Source organism: Streptomyces wuyuanensis (assembly GCF_900103455.1).
GTDB lineage: Bacteria > Actinomycetota > Actinomycetes > Streptomycetales > Streptomycetaceae > Streptomyces > Streptomyces wuyuanensis.
Genome location: NZ_FNHI01000015.1, coordinates 59,257 through 79,628 on the forward strand (window position 1 = coordinate 59,257; position 20,372 = coordinate 79,628).

At 74.0% G+C, this 20,372-nt stretch carries 17 protein-coding genes; 13 read left to right on the forward strand and 4 right to left on the reverse strand.

Annotation, left to right across the window (positions count from 1 at the left end):
- The first annotated feature begins 101 nt into the window (after positions 1 to 101).
- The 3 genes from BLT82_RS22045 to BLT82_RS22055 all read left to right on the forward strand — a co-directional run bounded on the left by BLT82_RS22045 (position 102) and on the right by BLT82_RS22055 (position 4,005).
- Positions 102 to 3,020, forward strand: coding sequence for an FAD-binding and (Fe-S)-binding domain-containing protein (locus tag BLT82_RS22045; RefSeq protein ID WP_093657496.1), 2,919 nt, complete (start codon positions 102 to 104; stop codon positions 3,018 to 3,020).
- Positions 3,021 to 3,104: 84 nt separating this feature from the next.
- Positions 3,105 to 3,698, forward strand: a complete 594-nt coding sequence (locus BLT82_RS22050) for a Uma2 family endonuclease (RefSeq protein WP_093657498.1) — start codon at positions 3,105 to 3,107, stop codon at positions 3,696 to 3,698.
- A 34-nt stretch (positions 3,699 to 3,732) separates the two neighbouring features.
- Positions 3,733 to 4,005, forward strand: a complete 273-nt coding sequence (locus BLT82_RS22055; RefSeq protein WP_342029420.1) for an HAD-IA family hydrolase — start codon at positions 3,733 to 3,735, stop codon at positions 4,003 to 4,005.
- 127 nt (positions 4,006 to 4,132) lie between these two features.
- Here the strand turns inward: BLT82_RS22055 and BLT82_RS22060 are convergent, their stop codons facing one another.
- Positions 4,133 to 4,603 (reverse strand): hypothetical protein, encoded by a 471-nt coding sequence (locus tag BLT82_RS22060; protein WP_093657500.1) that lies wholly within the window; start codon positions 4,601 to 4,603, stop codon positions 4,133 to 4,135.
- A gap of 243 nt (positions 4,604 to 4,846) precedes the next feature.
- Positions 4,847 to 5,668 carry an HAD hydrolase family protein gene (locus BLT82_RS22065; RefSeq protein WP_208868005.1) on the reverse strand — a complete coding sequence of 274 codons (822 nt, stop codon included), beginning with the start codon at positions 5,666 to 5,668 and terminating at the stop codon, positions 4,847 to 4,849.
- Positions 5,669 to 5,916: 248 nt separating this feature from the next.
- Between BLT82_RS22065 and BLT82_RS22070 the strand changes: the two genes are divergently transcribed.
- Positions 5,917 to 6,354: a cytidine/deoxycytidylate deaminase family protein gene (locus BLT82_RS22070; RefSeq protein WP_093657502.1), complete on the forward strand. Its 438-nt coding sequence runs from the start codon at positions 5,917 to 5,919 to the stop codon at positions 6,352 to 6,354.
- Between the two features lie 130 nt (positions 6,355 to 6,484).
- On the opposite strand, the gene BLT82_RS22075 is transcribed toward BLT82_RS22070, so the two are convergent.
- Positions 6,485 to 7,342, reverse strand: a complete 858-nt coding sequence (locus tag BLT82_RS22075; RefSeq protein ID WP_093657504.1) for a LysR family transcriptional regulator — start codon at positions 7,340 to 7,342, stop codon at positions 6,485 to 6,487.
- Between the two features lie 210 nt (positions 7,343 to 7,552).
- Between BLT82_RS22075 and BLT82_RS22080 the strand changes: the two genes are divergently transcribed.
- Positions 7,553 to 8,470, forward strand: a complete 918-nt coding sequence (locus BLT82_RS22080) for an EamA family transporter (RefSeq protein ID WP_093657770.1) — start codon at positions 7,553 to 7,555, stop codon at positions 8,468 to 8,470.
- 168 nt (positions 8,471 to 8,638) lie between these two features.
- Here the strand turns inward: BLT82_RS22080 and BLT82_RS22085 are convergent, their stop codons facing one another.
- Positions 8,639 to 9,475 (reverse strand): tyrosine-protein phosphatase, encoded by an 837-nt coding sequence (locus BLT82_RS22085; protein WP_244292071.1) that lies wholly within the window; start codon positions 9,473 to 9,475, stop codon positions 8,639 to 8,641.
- A gap of 183 nt (positions 9,476 to 9,658) precedes the next feature.
- Between BLT82_RS22085 and BLT82_RS22090 the strand changes: the two genes are divergently transcribed.
- The 8 genes from BLT82_RS22090 (at position 9,659) to BLT82_RS22125 (ending at position 20,052) form a co-directional block, all read left to right on the forward strand.
- Positions 9,659 to 10,471 carry a TIGR03084 family metal-binding protein gene (locus tag BLT82_RS22090; protein WP_093657508.1) on the forward strand — a complete coding sequence of 271 codons (813 nt, stop codon included), beginning with the start codon at positions 9,659 to 9,661 and terminating at the stop codon, positions 10,469 to 10,471.
- A 3-nt stretch (positions 10,472 to 10,474) separates the two neighbouring features.
- On the forward strand, positions 10,475 to 12,190 hold the full coding sequence (locus BLT82_RS22095) for an acyclic terpene utilization AtuA family protein (RefSeq protein WP_093657510.1): 1,716 nt from the start codon (positions 10,475 to 10,477) through the stop codon (positions 12,188 to 12,190).
- Between the two features lie 151 nt (positions 12,191 to 12,341).
- Positions 12,342 to 13,943: an acyl-CoA carboxylase subunit beta gene (locus tag BLT82_RS22100; RefSeq protein WP_093657512.1), complete on the forward strand. Its 1,602-nt coding sequence runs from the start codon at positions 12,342 to 12,344 to the stop codon at positions 13,941 to 13,943.
- A gap of 7 nt (positions 13,944 to 13,950) precedes the next feature.
- The gene (locus BLT82_RS22105) at positions 13,951 to 15,921 is read left to right on the forward strand and encodes an acetyl/propionyl/methylcrotonyl-CoA carboxylase subunit alpha (RefSeq protein WP_093657514.1); all 1,971 of its coding nucleotides are present in this window, start codon (positions 13,951 to 13,953) and stop codon (positions 15,919 to 15,921) included.
- A complete protein-coding gene (locus BLT82_RS22110) occupies positions 15,918 to 17,051 on the forward strand; it encodes an acyl-CoA dehydrogenase family protein (RefSeq protein ID WP_093657516.1) in 1,134 nt (377 codons plus the stop codon). The genes BLT82_RS22105 and BLT82_RS22110 overlap by 4 nt, the downstream gene beginning before the upstream one ends.
- Positions 17,052 to 17,096: 45 nt before the next feature.
- Complete coding sequence (locus BLT82_RS22115) at positions 17,097 to 18,704, forward strand: 4-coumarate--CoA ligase family protein (protein ID WP_093657518.1); 1,608 nt, start codon at positions 17,097 to 17,099, stop codon at positions 18,702 to 18,704.
- On the forward strand, positions 18,701 to 19,450 hold the full coding sequence (locus BLT82_RS22120) for an enoyl-CoA hydratase family protein (protein WP_093657520.1): 750 nt from the start codon (positions 18,701 to 18,703) through the stop codon (positions 19,448 to 19,450). Before BLT82_RS22115 ends, BLT82_RS22120 begins: the two co-directional genes overlap by 4 nt.
- Positions 19,438 to 20,052 (forward strand): TetR/AcrR family transcriptional regulator, encoded by a 615-nt coding sequence (locus BLT82_RS22125; protein ID WP_167746059.1) that lies wholly within the window; start codon positions 19,438 to 19,440, stop codon positions 20,050 to 20,052. Before BLT82_RS22120 ends, BLT82_RS22125 begins: the two co-directional genes overlap by 13 nt.
- Positions 20,053 to 20,372 lie beyond the last annotated feature (320 nt).

Genomic DNA, 20,372 nt, shown 5'->3' on the forward strand with positions numbered 1-20,372 from the left:
CCGCCAGGTCACCGGGCTCGATGTCCGGCGAATGAGACAAGCGATCACTGGTCGGGACGGGTTTCGGCATCACCCGATCGAGGGTGGGGCACGCTGGGCCCATGGCTGATCGCACGGTGGCGGATCGCAGGGGGCTGGAACGGGCGCTGCGGGCGGAGGTCCGCGGCGAGGTGGACTTCTCGCCCGGGGCGCGGGCGCTGACGACGATGGACGCGTCCAACTACCGACGGGTGCCGGACGGCGTGGTCGCGCCGTACGACGCCGCGGACGTCGCGGCGGCGCTCGCCGTCTGCCGCGCCCACGGGGTCCCGGTGGTGCCTCGCGGAGCGGGGACGTCGATCGCCGGACAGGCGACGGGGACCGGCGTCGTGCTCGACTTCACCCGCCACATGCGGTCCGTGGTCTCCGTCGACCCGGCGGCCCGCACGGCGGTGGTCCAGCCCGGCGCGGTGCTGGACCGGCTGCGCGGCGAGGCGGGCCGGCACGGACTGACCTTCGGGCCCGACCCGTCCACGCACAGCCGCTGCACGCTCGGCGGAATGATCGGCAACAACTCGTGCGGCTCGCACTCGGTGGCGTGGGGGACGACCGCGGACAACGTGCGGGAGCTGTCCGTGGTGACGTACGGGGGCGCGGAGTTGCGGCTCGGCAAGGGCTGGGGGCCGCCCGGGAGCAGGCCGGGCGCGGCCGGCGCCCCGGAAGGACTGCGGGAACTGGTGGCGGACCATCTGGCTCTGCTGCGCACCGGCTTCCCCGGCGGGCTGCCGCGCCGGATCTCCGGCTACGCGCTGGACGCCCTGCTGCCCGAGAACGGCACCGATCTCGCCCGCGCCTTCTGCGGCAGCGAGGGCACGCTCGCGGTGCTGACGGAGGCGACCGTACGGCTGGTGGACTCGCCGCCCGCTCGCGCCCTCGCCCTGCTGGGGTACGCGGACGAGAGCGCGGCCGCCGAGGCCGCCGCCGGACTGCTGCCCCACCATCCGCTCACGGTCGAGGGCATGGCGGACGACCTCGTCCCGGACGGCGAGGGCAAGGGGCTGCCGAGGGGCGGGGCGTGGCTCTTCGTCGAGACTGGCGGTGCGACGGCCGCCGAGGCGCGGGCCCGCGCGGAGGAGATCGTGCGCGGCGCGGACGCCCTCGACGGGACCGTCGTCACCGACCCGGCCGGGCAGCGCGCGCTGTGGCGGATCCGGGAGGACGCCTCCGGCACCGCGACCCGGATCCCCGACGGTGCTGGTACTCCCCCCGGCGACGCCGGGGGCACCCCCACCCGGGCAGGCTCCGGGGGAGAGGCCTGGCCCGGCTGGGAGGACTGCGCGGTGCCCCCGGCCCGGCTGGGCGCCTATCTGCGGGACTTCCGCGCACTGCTCGCCCAGCACGGGCTGCGCGGCACGCCGTACGGCCACTTCGGCGACGGCTGCATCCACGTCCGCATCGACTTCGACCTGCTGGGGGAGGAGGGCGTACGGCGCTTCCGCGCGTTCTCGCAGGACGTGGCCGGACTCGTCGTGGCGCACGGCGGCTCGCTGTCGGGCGAGCACGGCGACGGGCAGGCGCGCGCGGAACTGCTGCCGAGGATGTACGGCGACGAACTGGTCGCCCAGTTCGGCCGGTTCAAGGACCTCTGGGACCCGGCCGGCGGGCTGAACCCGGGCATGCTGGTCCGGCCCGCGCGACTTGACGAGAACCTGCGCTTCGCCGTCCTGCCGAGGGAGCCGGTGGACGTGGCCTTCGGCTACCCGCACGACGGCGGGGACTTCAGGGCGGCCGTGCGGCGGTGTGTCGGGGTGGCCAAGTGCCGGGTGGAGGGGCCCTCCTCGGGGGCGGAGGTGATGTGCCCGTCCTACCGCGCGACCGGAGAGGAGCGGCACTCCACGCGCGGACGCGCCCGGCTGCTGCACGAGATGCTCGCGGGCGAGGTGGTCACCGGCGGCTGGCGCTCGCCGGAGGTGCGCGAGGCCCTCGATCTGTGCCTGTCCTGCAAGGGCTGCCGCAGCGACTGCCCGGTAGACGTCGACATGGCCACGTACAAGGCGGAGTTCCTGCACCACCACTACGCGGGGCGGAGGCGCCCGGCGGCGCACTACTCGATGGGCATGCTGCCGCGCTGGCTGCGGGCGGCCGCGCCGTTCGCCGGGCCGCTGAACGCGGCCTCGCGGGTGGGGCCCCTCGCCTCGCTGGCCAAACGCCTTGGCGGCATCGCCCCCGAACGGGAGTTCCCGCGGCTGGCGACGCGGACCTTCACCTCCTGGTGGCGGCGCAACGGAACCCCGGGTTCACCGCTGGTGCTCTGGCCCGACACCTTCACCGAGCACCTCTCCCCGTCGGTCGGCCGCGCCGCAGTCCGGGTCCTGGAGGCGGCCGGCCTGGGCGTCCGTCTCCCACCGGGCCGGGTCTGCTGCGGGCTGACCTACGTCTCCACCGGCCAACTGGACCGCGCCCGCGCCGTCATGCGCCGCGCCCTGGACGTGATGGAACCGGTCCTCGACCGGGGCGCGCCCGTGGTCGTACTCGAACCCAGTTGCGCGGCGGCTCTGCGCACGGACCTTCCGGAACTCCTGGCCGACGATCCGCGGGCACACCGGCTGGCCGGTTCCGTACGCACCTTCGCGGCCGCCCTGGAGGAGCACGCCACGGACTGGCGCCCACCCCGCCTGGACCGCCCGGTCGCCGGCCAGACCCACTGCCACCAGCACGCCGTCCTGGGGGACGCCGCCGAGCGCCGGCTGCGCGAACGGGCGGGCCTCACCGGCGAGTTGAGCGGCGGCTGCTGCGGGCTCGCGGGCAACTTCGGCTTCGAGCGCGGCCACTACGAGGTGTCGGTGGCCTGCGCGGAGGACCGGCTCCTGCCCGCGGTGCGCGCGGCGACCGCCGGCACCGTCCTCCTCGCGGACGGCTTCTCCTGCCGCACCCAGCTGGAGCAGCTGGCCGTCCGGAGGGGGCGGCATCTGGCGGAGGTGCTGGCGGAGGGGCTGACGGGGGAGCCGACGGAGCCGACGGAGCCGGTGGACGGCGTGTGACGGTGCCGGGCGTGTCCCTGCTCCCGTACGTATCGTTGTACTGCGCGGCTGCCCGCCACCACGCGGCGGCCGGGGAGGAGCGCCATGGTGACCGTCGTGGAGACCGACAGGATCGAGATGGCTGAGAGCGACAACGAGCGCACCCTGGACGCGATGTTCGATGCGCTCGAGCGGATGCCCGTCCCCGAGGGGTACAAGGTCGAGATCGTCGAGGGGACCGTCTTCATGTCGCCGCAGCGGGACACGCACTGGGACATCATCGCGGACATCTACGACCAGTTGCGCGGGCAGTACGCCAGAAGAAGGATCAAGTCGGACGTTCGCATCGACTACCCCGGCCACCTCAACGGGTTCGCCACCGACCTGACTCTCCTCACGGGGGACGCGGAGAAGAACGCGAAAGGGCTGTGGCGCCATGAGGACGTGGTCCTCGTCGTGGAAGTCGTGTCCAGGAGCACCGGCGCCAACGACTACGGCCCCAAGAAGGCCGCCTACGCGAACGCCGAGGTCCCGGTCTACCTGATCGTCGACCCCTACGTCGGCCGGTGCCACGTCCACACCCAGCCGAAGGGCGGCGACTATCTCGTCGAGACGACCGTCGCCTTCGGCGCGGACGTCGACCTGACCGGCACGTCCGTCGGTCTCACCCTCGGGACGGGGGAGTTCCCCCGCGACTGAGTCGTTGGGGCAAGGAGCATGGCCTCCGGCCGAAGTGCGCGGACCTGGTGCCGCGTCGGACAACGTTCAGCCCGTCGCGACGCCGGACCTCTTCCTGCACGCGGCGCGCTCCCTGGGCGTGGAGCCCGGCCGGTGCGCGGTCGTCGAGGACAGCGCCTACGGAGTGCGGGCCGCCCGGGCGGCGGGTATGCGGGCCTTCGGCTACTGCGGGGGCCTGACCCCGGCGGCGCGGCTGGAGGGGCCGGGCACGGTGGTGTTCGACGACATGCGGGAGCTTCCCGCGCTGCTCGGGATGGCCGGGGGCTGAACGGCGCGACGGTCACCGTGATCGGCGGCCTCGTGAACCGGTGGTGTGCCGCCGGGCTCGCGAGGTCGCCGCACGGGTGCGGCGGCCTCGCGGGGCGGGCGTCGCGGCCCGGCCGTGCCCGCGCGGCTCAGGCCGTCCGGCGGGACGGAAGCATGACCGAGACCAGGCTGCCGAGCAGGGCGAGGACGCCGATGGCCGCGATGCCGAGGGCGCCGAGGTGGACGACGGTCAGCCAGGTGTCCGGGCGGCCGTAGGCGCGGTCGCCGAGGGCCTTCGCCTCGCCGGTGAAGGTCAGGGCGCCGTCCGCGGAGCGTGTGATGTCGTCGCCGTAGGCGTAGAGGGTTCCGGTGCGGGACTCGCCGTCGGCGGTCCACTTGGTGCCCTCGCACTTGCCGGTGCTCTTGCCGTCGCCGACGGTCTCGATACGGCATGAGCTGGACAGCTGGACGGTGACGGGCTTGCCGGCGGCGTACGCGGCTCCCCAGCCGCTCGGCGCCTGCGAGGCGCTGCCGACGAAGAAGAAGATTCCGAGTCCCACCGCGAGGACGAAAAGGCTGATGCCGCCTCTCTGCTTCAGCTTCTCCAAGCGTCCCTGCATGACGACCCCCCAGATAGTTGTGTGCACGTCAATTCATGGGATGTCGTCGGCGATGAGGTGGCCGGATCTGATCCCTGAGTGTCGCGCGTTTTTACCGCAGACGCGGTGTACCCGACAAGCGGTTCCCGGGGTTGCCATCGAGCTCCCGGGCCCTCGGTCCCGCCGCTCCGACGGGATGTCACCGCAGCCGTGCGGGGCTCGAATTCGACGGTGGTCCTGCCCGCGCCGCACCCGTCGCCGGGTTCAGTCCCCGTCGAAGAGACGCTCCAGGACCCGGGCCACGCCGTCCTCCTCGTTGGACGCCGTCCGCCGGGGAACGGCGGCGAGCACGGCCGGGTGCGCGTTGCCCATCGCGTAACCGCCGCCCGCCCAGCGGAGGATCGCGAGATCGTTGGGCATATCGCCGAACGCCACCACCTCCGCCGCGTCGACGCCCCGTACCGCGCAGAGCGCGGACAGCGTCGCGGCCTTGGTCACGCCGCGCGCGCTGATCTCCAGCAGGCCGCGTCCGCCGGAGTGGGTGAACTGCGCCTCCCCGCCCGCCGCTTCCTGGGCCAGCGCCACGAGCACGTCCGCGTCCATGCGGGCCGAGTGGGCGAGCAGTTTGACGATGGGGACGTCCAGCAGCCAGAGGTCGCCCAGGGACGCCACGGGCGACTCCGCGCCCAGGCCGCCGCCGAACCGCAGGAGGTAGGCCGGCTCGTACAGCACCCGCAGGCCCGTCTCCACGGCGAAGCCCAGTCCCGGTGCGGCCACCGCGAGTGCCGTCGCCACCTTGCGGGCCGTGTCCGGGACGAGGGTCAGGGAGCGGACGACCGTACGAGCCCGCACGTCGTACACCTGCGCGCCGTTGCTGCACACCGCCGTGCCGACGAGCCCCGTGGCGGCGGCGAGCGCGTCCACGTAGCGCGGCGGCCGGGCCGTGACGAACACGAGCTCCGCGCCGCCCTCCACAGCCACGCGCAGGGCGCGCAGCGTACGCTCCGAAACGGTGCCGTCGCGGCGCAGGAGCGTGCCGTCCAGGTCGGTGGCGACCAGCCGGGGGCGGGAACGGTGGCGCTGCATCGGCCCATGTTAGGGCCCCGTCAGGCGACTTCGGCCCGGGTCGTTCGCCTTCCCTGGGGGTGCGTTCTGCTCCACCTCGAGCGATACGGATCCGAGCGTGCCGCCCGAGCGGGAACGGCGCCGTCGCACGCTTCGCCCTGCCTTCCGGCCCGTCCGGGCGACGAGCTCTTCGCCGATACTCGCTTGCGCGCCCTCGTGCCACGGGCCACCGTCGCCTGACACCCGACGAAGGCGGAGAAGCAGAGAAGATGACCACGCAGTCCCATGCCGTCGACCGTGAACTCGTCCAGGCCGCAGCGCACGTGGCCCGGACGCGCTGCCGGGGCGACAACCACACCATGGCAGCCGCGGCCCGCACCCGGGACGGCCGGATCGTCACCGCCGTGAATGCCTACCACTTCACGGGAGGGCCCTGCGCCGAGCTCGTTCTCATCGGCACGGCAGCCGCCCAGGGCGCCTACGAGCTGGACACGATCGTCGCGGTCGGGGACCGCGACCGGGGGATCGTTCCCCCGTGCGGCCGTTGCCGCCAGGCCCTTCTCGACTACTTCCCCGCCCTCCGGGTCATCGTCGGCGAGGGCGACCGCGTCCGGGCCGTCCGCATCACCGACCTGCTGCCCGAAAGCTACGTCTGGGCCGATCACCAACTCGCAGCGGAGGAAGCCGAGCCGCTGGGCGAGGGCTGAGAGGGTGCTCACGGGCGGCCGGTTCGACCCGGGCGGTGCCGCGCAGCACGGCCGCGTCCCGAGCGATCCCGTGCAGCACGCGCTCGTCCGGCCGGGAGCCACCCGAAGGGCCCCACCCGTCAGCGTTCTCTCAGGCCCGCGTGCCGAGTTCGCGTGCCAGTTCCGCCAGCGCCCCGAGTGCCGGGTGCGGCGCGGCGGCGCGCCAGGCGAGGAGGACCGGGACCGGTGGCGCATCGGTGAGCGGACGGTAGGTGACGCCCGGGTGGGGGTGCATCTCTGCCGTGGAAGCCGCGGAGGCGCCCGCGCCACGGCCCGCGGCGATCGCGGTCAGCCAGTCGTCGGTGTTCCCGACCGTCAGCGTCGTCACCGGCCTCGCCCCCTCGGGCCAGAGGTCGGGCGTCGTCAGCCCCGAGACGGTGTTGAGGACGACCGGGACGGACGCGAGATCGGCGAGCGTCAGTGACGCGAGACGGGCGAGCGGACCGTCGGAGGTGACCGCGGCGACCCGGGGTTCCGTGAACAGCAGCGCCGTCACCAGGCCGGGGGTGTCGACCGTGCCCCGCAGCACGGCGGCGTCCACCGCGCCGCGCGCCAGCCCCGCCGTGCGGTCGTCGATGCGGAGGAGTTCCAGTGGGGTGTCCGGGTGTTCCCGCTGCCAGCGCCGCAGCAGGGGAGTGGTGAACGCGCCCAAGGCCGACCAGGCGTGTCCGAGGCGCAGGGGCCGGTGGTGCAGCCGGGCGGGATCGAGCGCGTCGTCGAACGCGGTCACGGCCGCGGCGGCCTTCTCGCGGAATGCCCGGCCCTCGGCGGTGAGCTCCAGATGATGCGTGGAGCGGTCGACGAGTCGCACGCCGAGCCGGCGTTCCAGTGCCGCGAGCGTGCGCGAGACCGCCGGCTGGGTGATGTGCAGTGCGGCGGCGGCCCTGGTCAGGCTCCGTTCCTCGGCGACGGCCAGGAAACAGCGGAGATGGCGCACCTCGATGCTCATGCGTGCGGAGCATAACCGCAGCCCAATCGGCATTTCACGGACGGCACGGGCTTCCGTAGCGTGAAAGGGGAATCGAAGTGGACCGAGTACCTCCAGTGCAGTATTTTGAACTGTAGGTTCAGTCGGATGGACGAGGGTGGAACGGTGAGCAGGCTCCGTGGCGCAGACGCGACCGCAGGTACCGGTGGTCGCGAGAGCGCGGGTGCGGAGCTGGCAGCCGCCGCGGTCGCTCTCCCCGAGGCGACCGGTGAACTGGAGCACGGCACGCGCCGCGGCCGTGGCTCGCTCGGGCCGGTCGCCCTCGTCGTCGCGGGCGGGCTCTCCGTGCAGTTCGGGGCCGCCGTCGCCGTGCTCCTGATGCCCCGCGCTGGAGCGCTCGGCGTCGTCACGCTCCGGCTCGTCCTCGCCGCCGTCGTGCTCCTGCTGGTCTGCCGCCCCCGGCTCCGCGGGCACTCCCGCGCCAGCTGGGGCACGGTCCTCGCCTTCGGCGCGGCCATGGCGGGGATGAACATGCTCTTCTACCAGGCCGCCGACCGCATTCCGCTGGGCGCGGCCGTGACCCTCGAGGTCCTCGGCCCGCTGGCGCTCTCCGTGATCGTCTCGCGGCGGCTGATCAACCTTCTCTGGGCGGGCCTCGCGCTCGGCGGCGTCGTCCTCCTCGGCGGTGGCGGCTTCGACCGGCTCGATCCGGTCGGCGCGGCGTTCGCCCTCGGGGCGGGTGCGATGTGGGCGGCGTACATCGTCTTCAGCGCCCGCACCGGACGCCGTTTCCCGCAGGCCGACGGGCTCGCCCTCGCGATGGCGGTCGGCGCGGTCCTCAGTCTGCCGTTCGGCATCGCGGAGGCGGGCGGCAAGCTGCTCGTCCCCTCCTTGATCGGGCTGGGCCTGCTGGTCGCGCTGATGTCGTCCGTGCTGCCCTACACGCTGGAACTCCTCGCCCTTCGCCGGCTGCCCGCGCCGACGTTCGCCGTGCTGATGAGCCTGGAGCCGGCGATCGCCGCGACCGCCGGGTTCCTCGTGCTGCACCAGGCGCTGTCCGCGGCGGACGCGCTGGCGATCGCCCTGGTCGTCGCGGCGAGCATGGGCGCGGTGCGCACCCAGGTGGGGGCGGGGAACCGTACGGCCTGAGAGCCGCGCGGACCGGCGGTCCGCCCGGCACCCTTCGCGGCGCGCGCCCGCAGAGTGGCGCCGGCGAGGTGCCACCCGTACGCGCGGAGGGTGATGCGCGGGTGCCCGTCCGGTCCCGGCCGCCGTCCCCGAACCGCCGCCCGGCACGCCCTCGCGCCGCAGGGCGCCTTACGCCCGCCCCGCCGCCTCCGTGCGCGTTTCCCCGGCCACGGGGGCGCCCGGGACCCCGCCCGGACCGGCACCCGCGGCCGCCGGCAGCTCCGCCTCCGCCGGCGTGAGCAGCCTCTCCCGCAGCGCCTCCACCAGGGCTTCGTCCACTCCCAGTGCGTTCGCCGCGTAGTCCCGTACCGACCCGTGCCTGCGGATCAGTGCCGCGAGGAACAGCGTCATGACCTGCTCCGGCGCGCGGCCGTAACCGGGCCACTTCGGCTCCCTGCCGCCGTGCGCCGCCCGCCAGTCCGCCAGCAGGCGCCCGGTGGCCAGCTCCGTGAGGGCGAAGTCCTCGACGGCGTCCGCCTCGGAGACCCCCACCAGGATCAGTACGAGCGCGGCGAGCAGACCCGTGCGGTCCTTGCCGGACGCGCAGTGGAACACCACCGGGCCGTCCGCCGCCGCGATCACCTCCAGGGCCTCGCGCAGCTCGGCCACCCCGTCGTCGGCCACCTCCATGTACCGCTCGGCGAGGAACGGCCCCACCTCGATCTCGGGGCCGAGGGAGGGCTGGTCGTAGGGCCGGTGCTCGATGCTGAGGTTGTGGTACGTGAACGAGGCGTCGTCCGGGACGCGTCCGCGGGCCTCGATCTCCCACGGGTAGCGCAGATCGACGACCGTGCCGATGCCCATGCCGAGGAAGCGTTCCCAGTCCTCCCCGGCGAGCTTGGCCAGCGAGTCGGAGCGGTACAGCCACCCCCACCGCACGGAGCGTCCGTCCTCGGTGGCGTAGCCGCCCAAGTCCCGGAAGTTGTGCAGTCGTTCGAACGGTATGTGCCTGCTCTGTCTGCTCACGGGCCGGCACGTTACCCGTTGTCTCCGCCGCCGGGCCCGGGCCTTCGCCGCCGGCCGGCCGAGGCGCCGCCGCCCGGCCCGGAAGCCTCGGTCGGCCGGAAAACTAAAGCAAGCATGCTTGATTGTTTCTGTGGACGCTGTCATGCTCCGGGGCACCACGCCGTGTCCCGGAGGGAGCGCCCCGTGTCCGACCCCGCGGCCGTCATCGACGACCTGCGCGCAGAGAGCGACGAACTCGACCGGCTCGTGGCCGGGTTGAGCGACGAGGAATGGGGGACGGCGACCCCAGCGGCCGGCTGGACGGTCGCCCACCAGATCGCGCACCTCGCCTGGACCGACGAGGTCGCGCTGGTCGCCGCCACCAGCCCCGGCGCCTTCGCCCGGGAGGTCGAGAAGGCGCTCGCGGAGCCCGACACCTTCGTCGACCGGGCCGCGGAGGCCGGGGCCCGCCGCCCGCCGACCGAACTGCTCGCGCACTGGCGGACCGGCCGCGACAGGCTCCGGCAGACCCTCCGTGACGCGCCCCCGGGCGCCCGGTTCCCCTGGTACGGGCCGCCGATGAGCGCCATGTCGATGGCCACCGCCCGGCTGATGGAGACGTGGGCGCACGGCCAGGACGTGGCCGACGCCCTCGGGGTCGTCCGGGAGCCGACCGCCCGGCTGCGGCACGTCGCGCACATCGGCGTACGGGCCCGTGACTACGCCTATCTCGTACGGGGGATCGAGCCGCCGAAGGAGCAGTTCCGGGTCGAGCTGACCGGGCCGGGCGGGGAACTGTGGACGTGGGGGCCCGAGGACGCCCCCGGGGTCCCCGGCGCCGAGGGCAGGGGAAGGGTGACCGGACCCGCGCTGGACTTCTGCCTGCTCGTGACCCAGCGCGCCCACCGCGACGACCTCGCCGTCCGCGCCGAGGGCACCGACGCCGACCGCTGGCTGGACATCGCCCAGGCCTTCGCCGGCCCGGCCGGGACCGGCCGCGCCCCGAAGGGCGACTGACCGATGCCGCCCGCGGAGTCCGCCCCGCTGCGGATCGGGAACGCGTCCGGGTTCTACGGCGACCGCTTCGACGCCGTCCGAGAGATGCTCACCGGCGGTGAACTGGACGTCCTCACCGGGGACTACCTGGCCGAACTGACCATGCTCATCCTGGGCCGGGACCGGATGAAGGACCCGCGCCTCGGCTACGCCAAGACCTTCCTGCGGCAGCTGGAGGAGGGACTGGGCCTGGCGCGGGAGCGCGGCGTGCGGATCGTCGCCAACGCGGGCGGGCTCAACCCGTCCGGTCTCGCCGACGCCGTGCGCGAACTCGCCGCCCGGGTGGGGGTCCCCGTGCGCGTCGCCCATGTCGAGGGCGACGACCTCACCGGGCGCTTCCCCGGCGCGCTGGCCGCCAACGCCTACCTCGGCGGCGGCGGGATAGCCGCCTGCCTGGCGGAGGGCGCGGACGTCGTCGTCACCGGCCGGGTCACCGACGCCGCGCTCGTCACCGGGCCCGCGCAGTGGCACTTCGGCTGGGGGCCCGAGGACCACGACGCCCTCGCCGGCGCCGTCGTCGCCGGCCACGTCCTGGAGTGCGGCACTCAGGCGACGGGCGGCAACTACGCCTTCTTCGCCGACGAGCGGTACGCCGGCCGGGACCTGCGCCGCCCGGGGTTCCCCCTCGCCGAACTCCACGCGGACGGCAGCAGCGTCATCACCAAGCACCCCGGCACCGGCGGCTTCGTGGACATCGGGACGGTCACCGCCCAACTGCTGTACGAGACGGGCGGAGCGCGCTACGCGGGCCCCGACGTCACCGCACGCCTGGACTCCGTACGGCTCACCCAGGACGGCCCGGACCGGGTCCGCGTCTCGGGCGTGCGCGGCGAGGCGCCGCCGCCGGAGCTCAAGACCGGCCTCAACCGCCTCGGCGGCTGGCGCAACGAGGTCGTGTTCGTCCTGACCGGGCTCGACATCGACGCCAAGGCGCGACTCGTGCGCGAGCAGATCGAGGACGCCTTCGGCCGGGCGAAGTCCCGCCCGGCGGAGGTCTGCTGGGAACTGGCCCGCACCGACCGGCCGGACGCCGCAACCGAGGAGACCGCGAGCGCGCTGCTGCGGCTGGTCGTGCGCGACCGCGACGCGGAGGCCGTCGGCCGGGTCGTGAGCGGGGCGGCCGTGGAGACGGCCCTCGGCGGCTACCCGGGCTTCCATGTGACCTCCCCGCCCGGGAAAGGCGCGCCCTACGGGGTTTTTGAGGCCGCGTACGTGGACGCCGGGTCGGTCGCGCACACCGCCGTACTCGACGACGGGCGGCGCCTGCCGGTACCGGTGGCTCCGCGCACCCGCGCCCTGGAACCGGTCCCGGAACCGCCGCTGCCCGAGCCGCCGCCGGCCGGCGGCGCAACCCGCCGCGCCCCCCTCGGCCTGGTCGCGGGTGCCCGGAGCGGGGACAAGGGCGGCGACGCGAACATCGGGGTGTGGGTCCGCACGGACGAGGAGTGGCGCTGGCTGGCGCACGAGCTGACCGTGGAGCGGCTGCGCGAACTCCTGCCGGAGACCGCCGGGCTGACCGTCGTCCGCCACGTGCTGCCGAACCTGCGGGCGCTGAACTTCACCGTCGAGGGCCTGCTGGGCGAGGGCGTCGCCGCGCAGGCGCGGTTCGATCCGCAGGCGAAGGGCCTGGGGGAGTGGCTGCGGGCCCGGCACGTGGACATCCCGGAGAGCCTGCTGTGACTCCGGTACCCAGGGGCGGCGACCGCCGTCCCGCGCGCCCGGCTCCGTGCGGGCCGTCCGCCGCGCACCGGGCCGCCGGACCGTCCGCACCGAGCGCCGCCCGGCGCGCGCCCGTCCGCACCGCACCGCATCCCGCACCGGAGGTGACCCCGTGACCGTCCTCGCCAGCGCACTCGACAGCGCGACCCCCGAGCACGCCGCCCACCGGGAGGCCATGCTCGCCCGGCTCGAGGCGCTCGACGCCGAGCACGCCAAGGCCCTCGCGGGCGGCGGCGAGAAGTACACCGCGCGGCACCGCAAGCGGGGCAAACTCCTGGCCCGGGAGCGGATCGAGCTGCTCCTCGACGCCGACACCCCGTTCCTGGAGCTGTCGCCGCTCGCCGCCTGGGGCAGCGACTACCCGGTCGGTGCCTCCGTCGTCACCGGTATCGGCACGGTCGAGGGCGTCGAGTGCCTGATCACCGCCAACGACCCGACCGTGCGCGGCGGCGCCAGCAACCCCTGGACGCTGAAGAAGATCCTCCGCGCGAACGAGATCGCGTTCGCCAACCGGCTGCCGGTGATCAGCCTCGTCGAGTCCGGCGGCGCCGACCTCCCGTCCCAGAAGGAGATCTTCATCCCGGGCGGGGCGCTCTTCCGCGACCTCACCCGGCTCTCCGCCGCCGGGATCCCCACGATCGCGGTGGTCTTCGGCAACTCCACCGCCGGAGGGGCCTACGTCCCCGGCATGTCCGACCACACCGTCATGATCAAGGAGCGGTCGAAGGTCTTCCTCGGCGGACCGCCGTTGGTGAGGATGGCCACGGGGGAGGAGAGCGACGACGAGTCCCTCGGCGGCGCCGAGATGCACGCCCGTACGTCCGGCCTCGCCGACCACTACGCCGTGGACGAGTACGACGCCGTCCGCCACGCCCGCCGGATCGTCGCCCGCCTCAACCACCGCAAGGCGCATCCCGCTCCGGCCGCCGGGGCCGCACCGCCCGTGTACGACGAGGAGGAGCTCCTCGGGATCGTCCCGGAGGACCTGAAGACCCCGTTCGATCCGCGCGAGGTCATCGCCAGGCTCGTCGACGGCTCCGACTTCGACGAGTTCAAGCCGCTGTACGGCCCGAGCCTGGTCACCGGCTGGGCGCGGCTCCACGGCCATCCCCTCGGCATCCTCGCCAACGCGCAGGGCGTGCTGTTCAGCGCCGAGTCGCAGAAGGCCGCCCAGTTCATCCAGCTCGCCAACCAGCGCGACATCCCGCTGCTCTTCCTGCACAACACCACCGGCTACATGGTCGGCAAGGAGTACGAGCAGGGCGGCATCATCAAGCACGGCGCAATGATGATCAACGCGGTCTCCAACTCGAAGGTGCCGCATCTGTCGGTTCTGATGGGCGCCTCCTACGGTGCCGGCCACTACGGCATGTGCGGCCGGGCGTACGACCCGCGCTTCCTCTTCGCCTGGCCGAGTGCCAAGTCCGCCGTGATGGGCCCGCAGCAGCTCGCCGGCGTCCTGTCGATCGTCGCGCGCGCCTCGGCCGCGGCGAAGGGGCAGCCCTACGACGAGGAGGCCGACGCGGGGCTGCGGGCGATGGTCGAGCAGCAGATCGAGACGGAGTCGCTGCCGATGTTCCTGTCCGGGCGGCTGTACGACGACGGCGTCATCGACCCGCGCGACACCCGCACGGTTCTCGGCATGTGCCTTTCCGCCATCCACACGGCCCCGGTCGAAGGCGCGCGCGGCGGCTTCGGCGTCTTCAGGATGTGAGGCCCCGATGATCGAAACCCTGCTCGTCGCCAACCGCGGTGAGATCGCCTGCCGGGTCTTCCGCACCTGCCGGGAGCTCGGCATCGCGACGGTCGCCGTGTACGCCGACCCGGACGAGGGCGCGCTGCACACCCGGGAGGCCGACACCGCAGTGCGGCTCCCGGGTGCCGCGCCCGCCGACACGTATCTGCGCGGCGACCTGATCGTGAAGGCGGCGCTCGCGGCCGGCGCGGACGCCGTCCACCCCGGGTACGGATTCCTCTCCGAGAACGCCGACTTCGCCCGGGAGGTCATCGGCGCCGGCCTGACCTGGATCGGCCCGCCCCCGGAGGCCATCGAGGCGATGGCGTCCAAGACCCGGGCCAAGGAGCTGATGGGGGTCGCGCCGCTCGCGGCGGAGGCGGTCACCGAGGACGATCTGCCGGTGCTGGTGAAGGCGGCGGCCGGCGGCGGTGGCCGCGGTATGCGCGTCGTCCGCGAACTGTCCGTGCTCCGGACCGAGTTGGCAGCCGGCCGGGCCGAGGCGCTCAGCGCCTTCGGGGACGGCGAGGTCTTCGTGGAGCCGTACGTCGAGGGCGGCCGCCACGTCGAGGTGCAGGTCCTCGCGGACGCCCACGGCACGGTGTGGGCGCTCGGCACCCGGGACTGCTCGCTCCAGCGCCGCCACCAGAAGGTCGTCGAGGAGGCCCCCGCGCCGGGGCTGGGCCCCGAACTGACCTCCCGGCTGGAGGAGATGGCCGTCCGGGCCGCCAGGGCCACGGACTACCGGGGCGCGGGCACGGTGGAGTTCCTCGTGGTCGGCGACCGGGCGCACTTCCTGGAGATGAACACCCGGCTGCAGGTGGAGCACCCCGTCACCGAGGCGGTGTTCGGCATCGACCTCGTGGCCCTGCAGATCGCGGTCGCCGAGGGAGTCGCCCTGCCGCCGGCCCCGCCCGCCCCGCACGGCCACGCCGTCGAGGCCCGGCTGTACGCCGAGGACCCGTCGCGCTCCTGGGCCCCGCAGACGGGCACGCTCCACGCGCTGTCCTTCCCGGCCGGCCGCGGGCAGGCCGGCGGATACGGCGCGGCGGAGCCGCGGGCACGGACGCGGATCGACGCCGGGTACGGCGACGGCGACCGGATCGGGGTGCACTACGACGCGATGATCGCCAAGGTCGTCGTCTGGGCGCCCACCCGGCAGGAGGCCGTGCGCAGGCTCGCGGGCGACCTGGCGCGGGGCCGGATCCACGGCCCGGTGACGAACCGGGGTCTGCTCGTGCGCTCCCTGCGGCACCCCGAGTTCGTCTCGGCCCGGATGGACACCGGCTTCTACGACCGGCATCTGCCCGCACTGACCGCGGCGGAGGACGGCGAGGAACTCGCCGCGCTCGCCGCCGCCCTGGCCGATGCCGCCGCCCGGCAGGCCGACGGCGCCGCGGCGGGCACGACGGCCCGCCTCGGCGGCTGGCGCAACCTCCCCTCGCAGCCGCAGGTGAAGCGCTACCGGGGCCGGGACGACGAGCACGAGGTCCGCTACCGCGTCACCCGTCACGGCTCGCACGCCGAGGGCTTTCCGGGCGTACGGGTCCGCAGCACCGCCCCGGACGCGGTCCGGCTCGAGGTCGACGGAGTGGAACGCGAGTTCCGGATCACCGTGTACGAGGGCGACCGGGTCCACGTCGACACGCCCACCTCCGCCCACACGCTCACCCGGCTGCCCCGCTTCCCCGACCCCACCGCCCAGCGCGAGCCCGGTTCGCTGCTCGCACCCATGCCCGGCACGGTCGTCCGTGTCGCCGAGGGTCTCGCCCCCGGCGCGGCGGTCACCGCCGGCCAGCCGCTCGTCTGGCTGGAGGCGATGAAGATGGAGCACCGCATCACCGCTCCCGCCTCCGGCACTCTCACCGCGCTCCACGCCGCCCCCGGCCACCAGGTCGAGGTCGGTGCCCTTCTCGCCGTCGTACAAGCCGCAGCACAGGAGGAGCACGCATCATGAGCACATTCATCGAAAGCGAAGAGCGCACGGCGCTGCGCGCCGCGGTCGCCGCCCTCGGAAAGCGGCACGGCCGCGACCACGACCGCGAGGCGCTGTGGGCCGAGGCCGCCAAGCTCGGCTACCTCGGTGTCAACCTCCCGGAGGAGTACGGCGGCGGAGGCGGGGGCATGGCCGAGCTGTCCATCGTGCTGGAGGAGCTCGGCGCCGCCGGCTGCCCCCTGCTGATGATGGTGGTGTCGCCGGCCATCTGCGGCACCGTCATCGCCAGGTTCGGCACCGAGGAGCAGCGGCAGGCGTGGCTCCCCGGTCTGGCCGACGGCACCCGCACGATGGCCTTCGGCATCACCGAGCCCGACGCCGGCTCCAACTCCCACCGGATCACCACCACCGCGCGGCGCACGGAGGGCGGCTGGGTCCTGTCCGGCCGCAAGGTGTTCGTCTCCGGTGTCGACATCGCCGACGCGACGCTGATCGTGGGGCGCACCGAGGACGCGCGCACGGGGAAGCTGAAGCCGTGCCTGTTCATCGTCCCGCGGGACGCGCCCGGTTTCGGCCGCTCGCAGATCGACATGGAACTGCACGCGCAGGAGAAGCAGTTCGAGCTGGTCCTCGACGACGTGGAGCTGCCGGAGAGCGCGCTGGTGGGCGAGGAGGACGCCGGACTCCTCCAGCTGTTCGCCGGGCTCAACCCGGAGCGGATCATGACGGCCGCGTTCGCGATCGGCATGGGCCGCTACGCGCTGGCCCGTGCCGTGGACTACGCGAAGGACCGCCAGGTCTGGAAGGCCCCCATCGGCGCGCACCAGGCCATCGCCCACCCCCTCGCGCAGGCGCACATCGAGCTGGAGCTCGCCCGGCTGATGATGCAGAAGGCCTCCGCGCTGTACGACGCGGGCGACGACCTGGGCGCCGGCGAGGCCGCCAACATGGCCAAGTACGCGGCCGGCGAGGCGTGCGTGAAGGCCGTCGACCAGTCGGTCCACACGCTCGGTGGCAACGGCCTCACCCGCGAGTACGGCCTCGCCTCCCTGGTCACCGCCGCCCGGGTCGCCCGGATCGCGCCGGTCAGCCGCGAAATGATCCTGAACTTCGTATCCCACCAGTCCCTGGGTCTCCCCAAGTCGTACTGACAGCCGCGATTCTGGCGACCACGACCCGACCGTGAAGGGGCTGCCATGGTGATGCACAGCGAGTACGCGGATGTCCCGTCCCTCTCCGTCCCCATCCACGAAGCCGTCCTGGGCCGGGCGGCCGAGTACGGCGACACCGTCGCCCTGATCGACGGGACCGGCGGCGCGACGATCACGTACGCCCAGCTCGACACGTACCACCGCAGGCTCGCCGCGGCGTTCGCCGACGCCGGCGTCCGCAAGGGCGACGTGCTCGCCCTGCACAGCCCCAACACGATCGCCTACCCGACGGTCTTCTACGCCGCCACGCGCGCCGGGGCGTCCGTCACCACCGTCCATCCGCTGTCCACGGCGGAGGAGTTCGCCAAACAGCTGCGCGACTCCTCCGCCCGCTGGATCGTCACCGTCTCCCCGCTGCTCGAAGCGGCCCGGCGCGCCGCCGAACTGGTCGGCGGGATCGAGGAGATCTTCGTCTGCGACGAGGCCGACGGCCACCGCTCGGTCCTCGGCATGCTCGGCTCCACCGCCCCCGAACCCGACGTCGCCATCGACCCGGCCGAGGACGTCGCCGCCCTGCCGTACTCCTCCGGCACGACCGGCGTGCCCAAGGGCGTCATGCTGACCCACCGGTCCATCGCCACCAACCTGGCGCAGCTGGAACCGGTCATCCCCATGAAGCCCGGCGACCGCATCCTCGCCGTGCTGCCGTTCTTCCACATCTACGGCCTCACCGCACTGATGAACGCCCCGCTGCGCAGGGGCGCCACCGTCGTGGTCCTGCCGCGGTTCGACCTCGACCAGTTCCTGGGGGCGATCGAGAAGCACCGCATCAACGCCCTGTACGTCGCTCCGCCGATCGTGCTGGCCCTGGCCAAGCACCCGGCGGTCGCGCGGTACGACCTGTCGTCGCTGGAGTACGTGGTCAGCGCGGCCGCCCCGCTCGACGCCCGGCTCGCCCGGGCCTGCTCGGAGCGGCTGGGGCTGCCGCCCGTGCTCCAGGCGTACGGAATGACCGAACTCTCGCCCGGCACCCACGTGGTGCCCCTCGACGCGCAGGACCCGCCGCCCGGCGCCGTCGGCAAACTGCTCCCCGGCACCGAGATGCGGATCCTGGCGCTCGACGACCCCGGCCGGGACGCCGCGCCCGGCGAGGAGGGCGAGATCGCCATCCGCGGGCCGCAGGTGATGAAGGGCTATCTGAACCGGCCCGACGCCACCGCCGCCATGATCGACGACGACGGGTGGGTGCACACCGGCGACATCGGCCGCGTCGACGAGGACGGCTGGCTGTTCGTCGTCGACCGGGTCAAGGAGCTGATCAAGTACAAGGGATTCCAGGTCGCCCCGGCCGAACTGGAAGCCCTGCTGCTCACCCACGAGGGCATCGCGGACGCCGCCGTGATCGGGGTGTACGACGACGACGGGAACGAGATACCGAAGGCGTACGTCGTACGGCAGGCCGCCGCGCCCGACCTGACCGCGGACGCCGTCCTCGCCCATGTCGCCGAGCGGGTCGCCCCGTACAAGAAGATCCGGCGCGTCGAGTTCATCGGAGGGGTGCCCCGGGCCGCCTCGGGGAAGATCCTCCGCCGTGAACTGCGCGACCGGGAGACCCGGGAGGCCCGGGAGGACTCGGAGAAGGAGACCACGTGACAACCACCGGCACGGAGACCGTCAAGGCGGCGACCGCTCGCGGCATCACGACCCTGACGCTGGACTCGCCGGCGAACCGCAACGCCCTCTCGGCGCGGCTCGTCGGCGAGCTGGCCGACGCCGTCGCCGAGTGCGGGAAGGACCCCGCCGTGCGGGCCGTCGTCCTGACCCACACCGGCACCACGTTCAGCGCCGGCGCCGACCTGAAGGAGCCGCCGAACCCGTACACGTTCGTCGCGCTCCTGCGGCGGATCGTCGAACTGCCCAAGCCCGTGGTGGCGCGGGTGGACGGCCATGTGCGCGCGGGCGGGCTGGGCCTCGTCGGAGCCTGCGACGTCGCCGCGGCGTCCGCCGGGTCCGACTTCGCGTTCACCGAGGTGCGGATCGGGGTGGCGCCGGCCGTGATCTCCCTGCCGCTGCTGCCGCGCCTGGAACCCCGGGCGGCGGCCCGCTACTACCTGAGCGGGGAACGCTTCGACGCCGCGGAGGCGACCCGCATGGGTCTGCTGACGGCCGTCGCCGAGGACGTCGACGAGGCCCTGGCGCCGGTGCTCGACGGCTTCCGCAAGGCCTCGCCACAGGCCCTGGACGCGACGAAACAGCTGCTCACGGCTAGGGTGCGGGAGACCTTCGACCGGGACGCCGAGGACCTCGTCCAACGCTCGGCGTCGATCTTCGCCTCCGCGGAGGCGCGCGAGGGGATGACGGCCTTCCTCGAACGACGGGACCCCGCATGGGTTTTGTGACCTCCCCCGCCGGCTCCGCCAAGGAGCCCAAGCAGGACCGCAGCCGGGCCACCCGGCAGCGGCTCCTGGAGGCCGCGGTGGCCTGCCTCGCCGAACGCGGCTGGGCGGGCTCCACCGTCTCGGTGGTCGCCGAACGGGCCGGGGTCTCGCGGGGCGCGGCACAGCACCACTTCCCGACGCGGGAGGACCTGTTCACGGCGGCCGTTGAGTACGTGGCCGAGGAGCGCTCCTCGGCCCTGCGGTCCCTTCCGGGGCAGAGCCGGGCGGCCGTCGTTTCCGCCCTGGTCGACCTCTACACCGGCCCGCTCTTCCGCGCCGCCCTCCATCTGTGGGTCGCGGCCTCCAACGAGGAGCAGCTGCGCGGCCGCGTCACCGAACTGGAGGCGCGCGTCGGCCGCGAGACCCACCGGATCGCGGTGGAGCTGCTCGGTGCGGACGAGACGGTGCCGGGCGTGCGCGAGACCGTCCAGGGCCTGCTCGACATGGCCCGCGGCCTGGGGCTGGCGAACCTGCTGACCGACGACGCCGCACGGCGGAAGCGGGTCGTGGGGCAGTGGGCGCGGCTGCTGGAGGAGACGCTGGGGTCGACTTCTCGGCCGTGAACGACAGAGCGAGAGCGATGCCGCGTTCGGTGCGTTGCGCGACGGCCACGATCTCCTTCCGGCCCCGCCGCCGGGTGCGGTGAGGCTACGCGGTCGGCCGGACGGGGCGCGGCCCTCGGACCGTCCGAGGGACGAACCCCCCGGCACCGGGGCCGCCCTCCGCGGTCGGCCCGGTCGGGCGGGTGGGGCCCGCGACCCGGGGCCTCCCCCGGTCGCGCACCCACCGTTCCGGCCCTGTGACCCGGGTCACGACCGCGCGTCGTGCCCGGCGTCGTACCCTTTTCCCATGCTTCCGCTCGTTCGCCGTCGCCACGTGGACT

Bases quoted from the DNA above. Each gene is read 5' to 3' on its own strand.
- BLT82_RS22070 (WP_093657502.1), top strand. From the start codon at position 5,917: ATGACCACGCAGTCCCATGCCGTCGACCGTGAACTCGTCCAGGCCGCA.
- BLT82_RS22125 (WP_167746059.1), top strand. From the start codon at position 19,438: ATGGGTTTTGTGACCTCCCCCGCCGGCTCCGCCAAGGAGCCCAAGCAG.
- BLT82_RS22095 (WP_093657510.1), top strand. From the start codon at position 10,475: ATGCCGCCCGCGGAGTCCGCCCCGCTGCGGATCGGGAACGCGTCCGGG.
- BLT82_RS22050 (WP_093657498.1), top strand. From the start codon at position 3,105: ATGGTGACCGTCGTGGAGACCGACAGGATCGAGATGGCTGAGAGCGAC.
- BLT82_RS22075 (WP_093657504.1), bottom strand. From the start codon at position 7,342: ATGAGCATCGAGGTGCGCCATCTCCGCTGTTTCCTGGCCGTCGCCGAG.
- BLT82_RS22110 (WP_093657516.1), top strand. From the start codon at position 15,918: ATGAGCACATTCATCGAAAGCGAAGAGCGCACGGCGCTGCGCGCCGCG.
- BLT82_RS22065 (WP_208868005.1), bottom strand. From the start codon at position 5,668: ATGCAGCGCCACCGTTCCCGCCCCCGGCTGGTCGCCACCGACCTGGAC.
- BLT82_RS22115 (WP_093657518.1), top strand. From the start codon at position 17,097: ATGGTGATGCACAGCGAGTACGCGGATGTCCCGTCCCTCTCCGTCCCC.
- BLT82_RS22060 (WP_093657500.1), bottom strand. From the start codon at position 4,603: ATGCAGGGACGCTTGGAGAAGCTGAAGCAGAGAGGCGGCATCAGCCTT.
- BLT82_RS22045 (WP_093657496.1), top strand. From the start codon at position 102: ATGGCTGATCGCACGGTGGCGGATCGCAGGGGGCTGGAACGGGCGCTG.
- BLT82_RS22105 (WP_093657514.1), top strand. From the start codon at position 13,951: ATGATCGAAACCCTGCTCGTCGCCAACCGCGGTGAGATCGCCTGCCGG.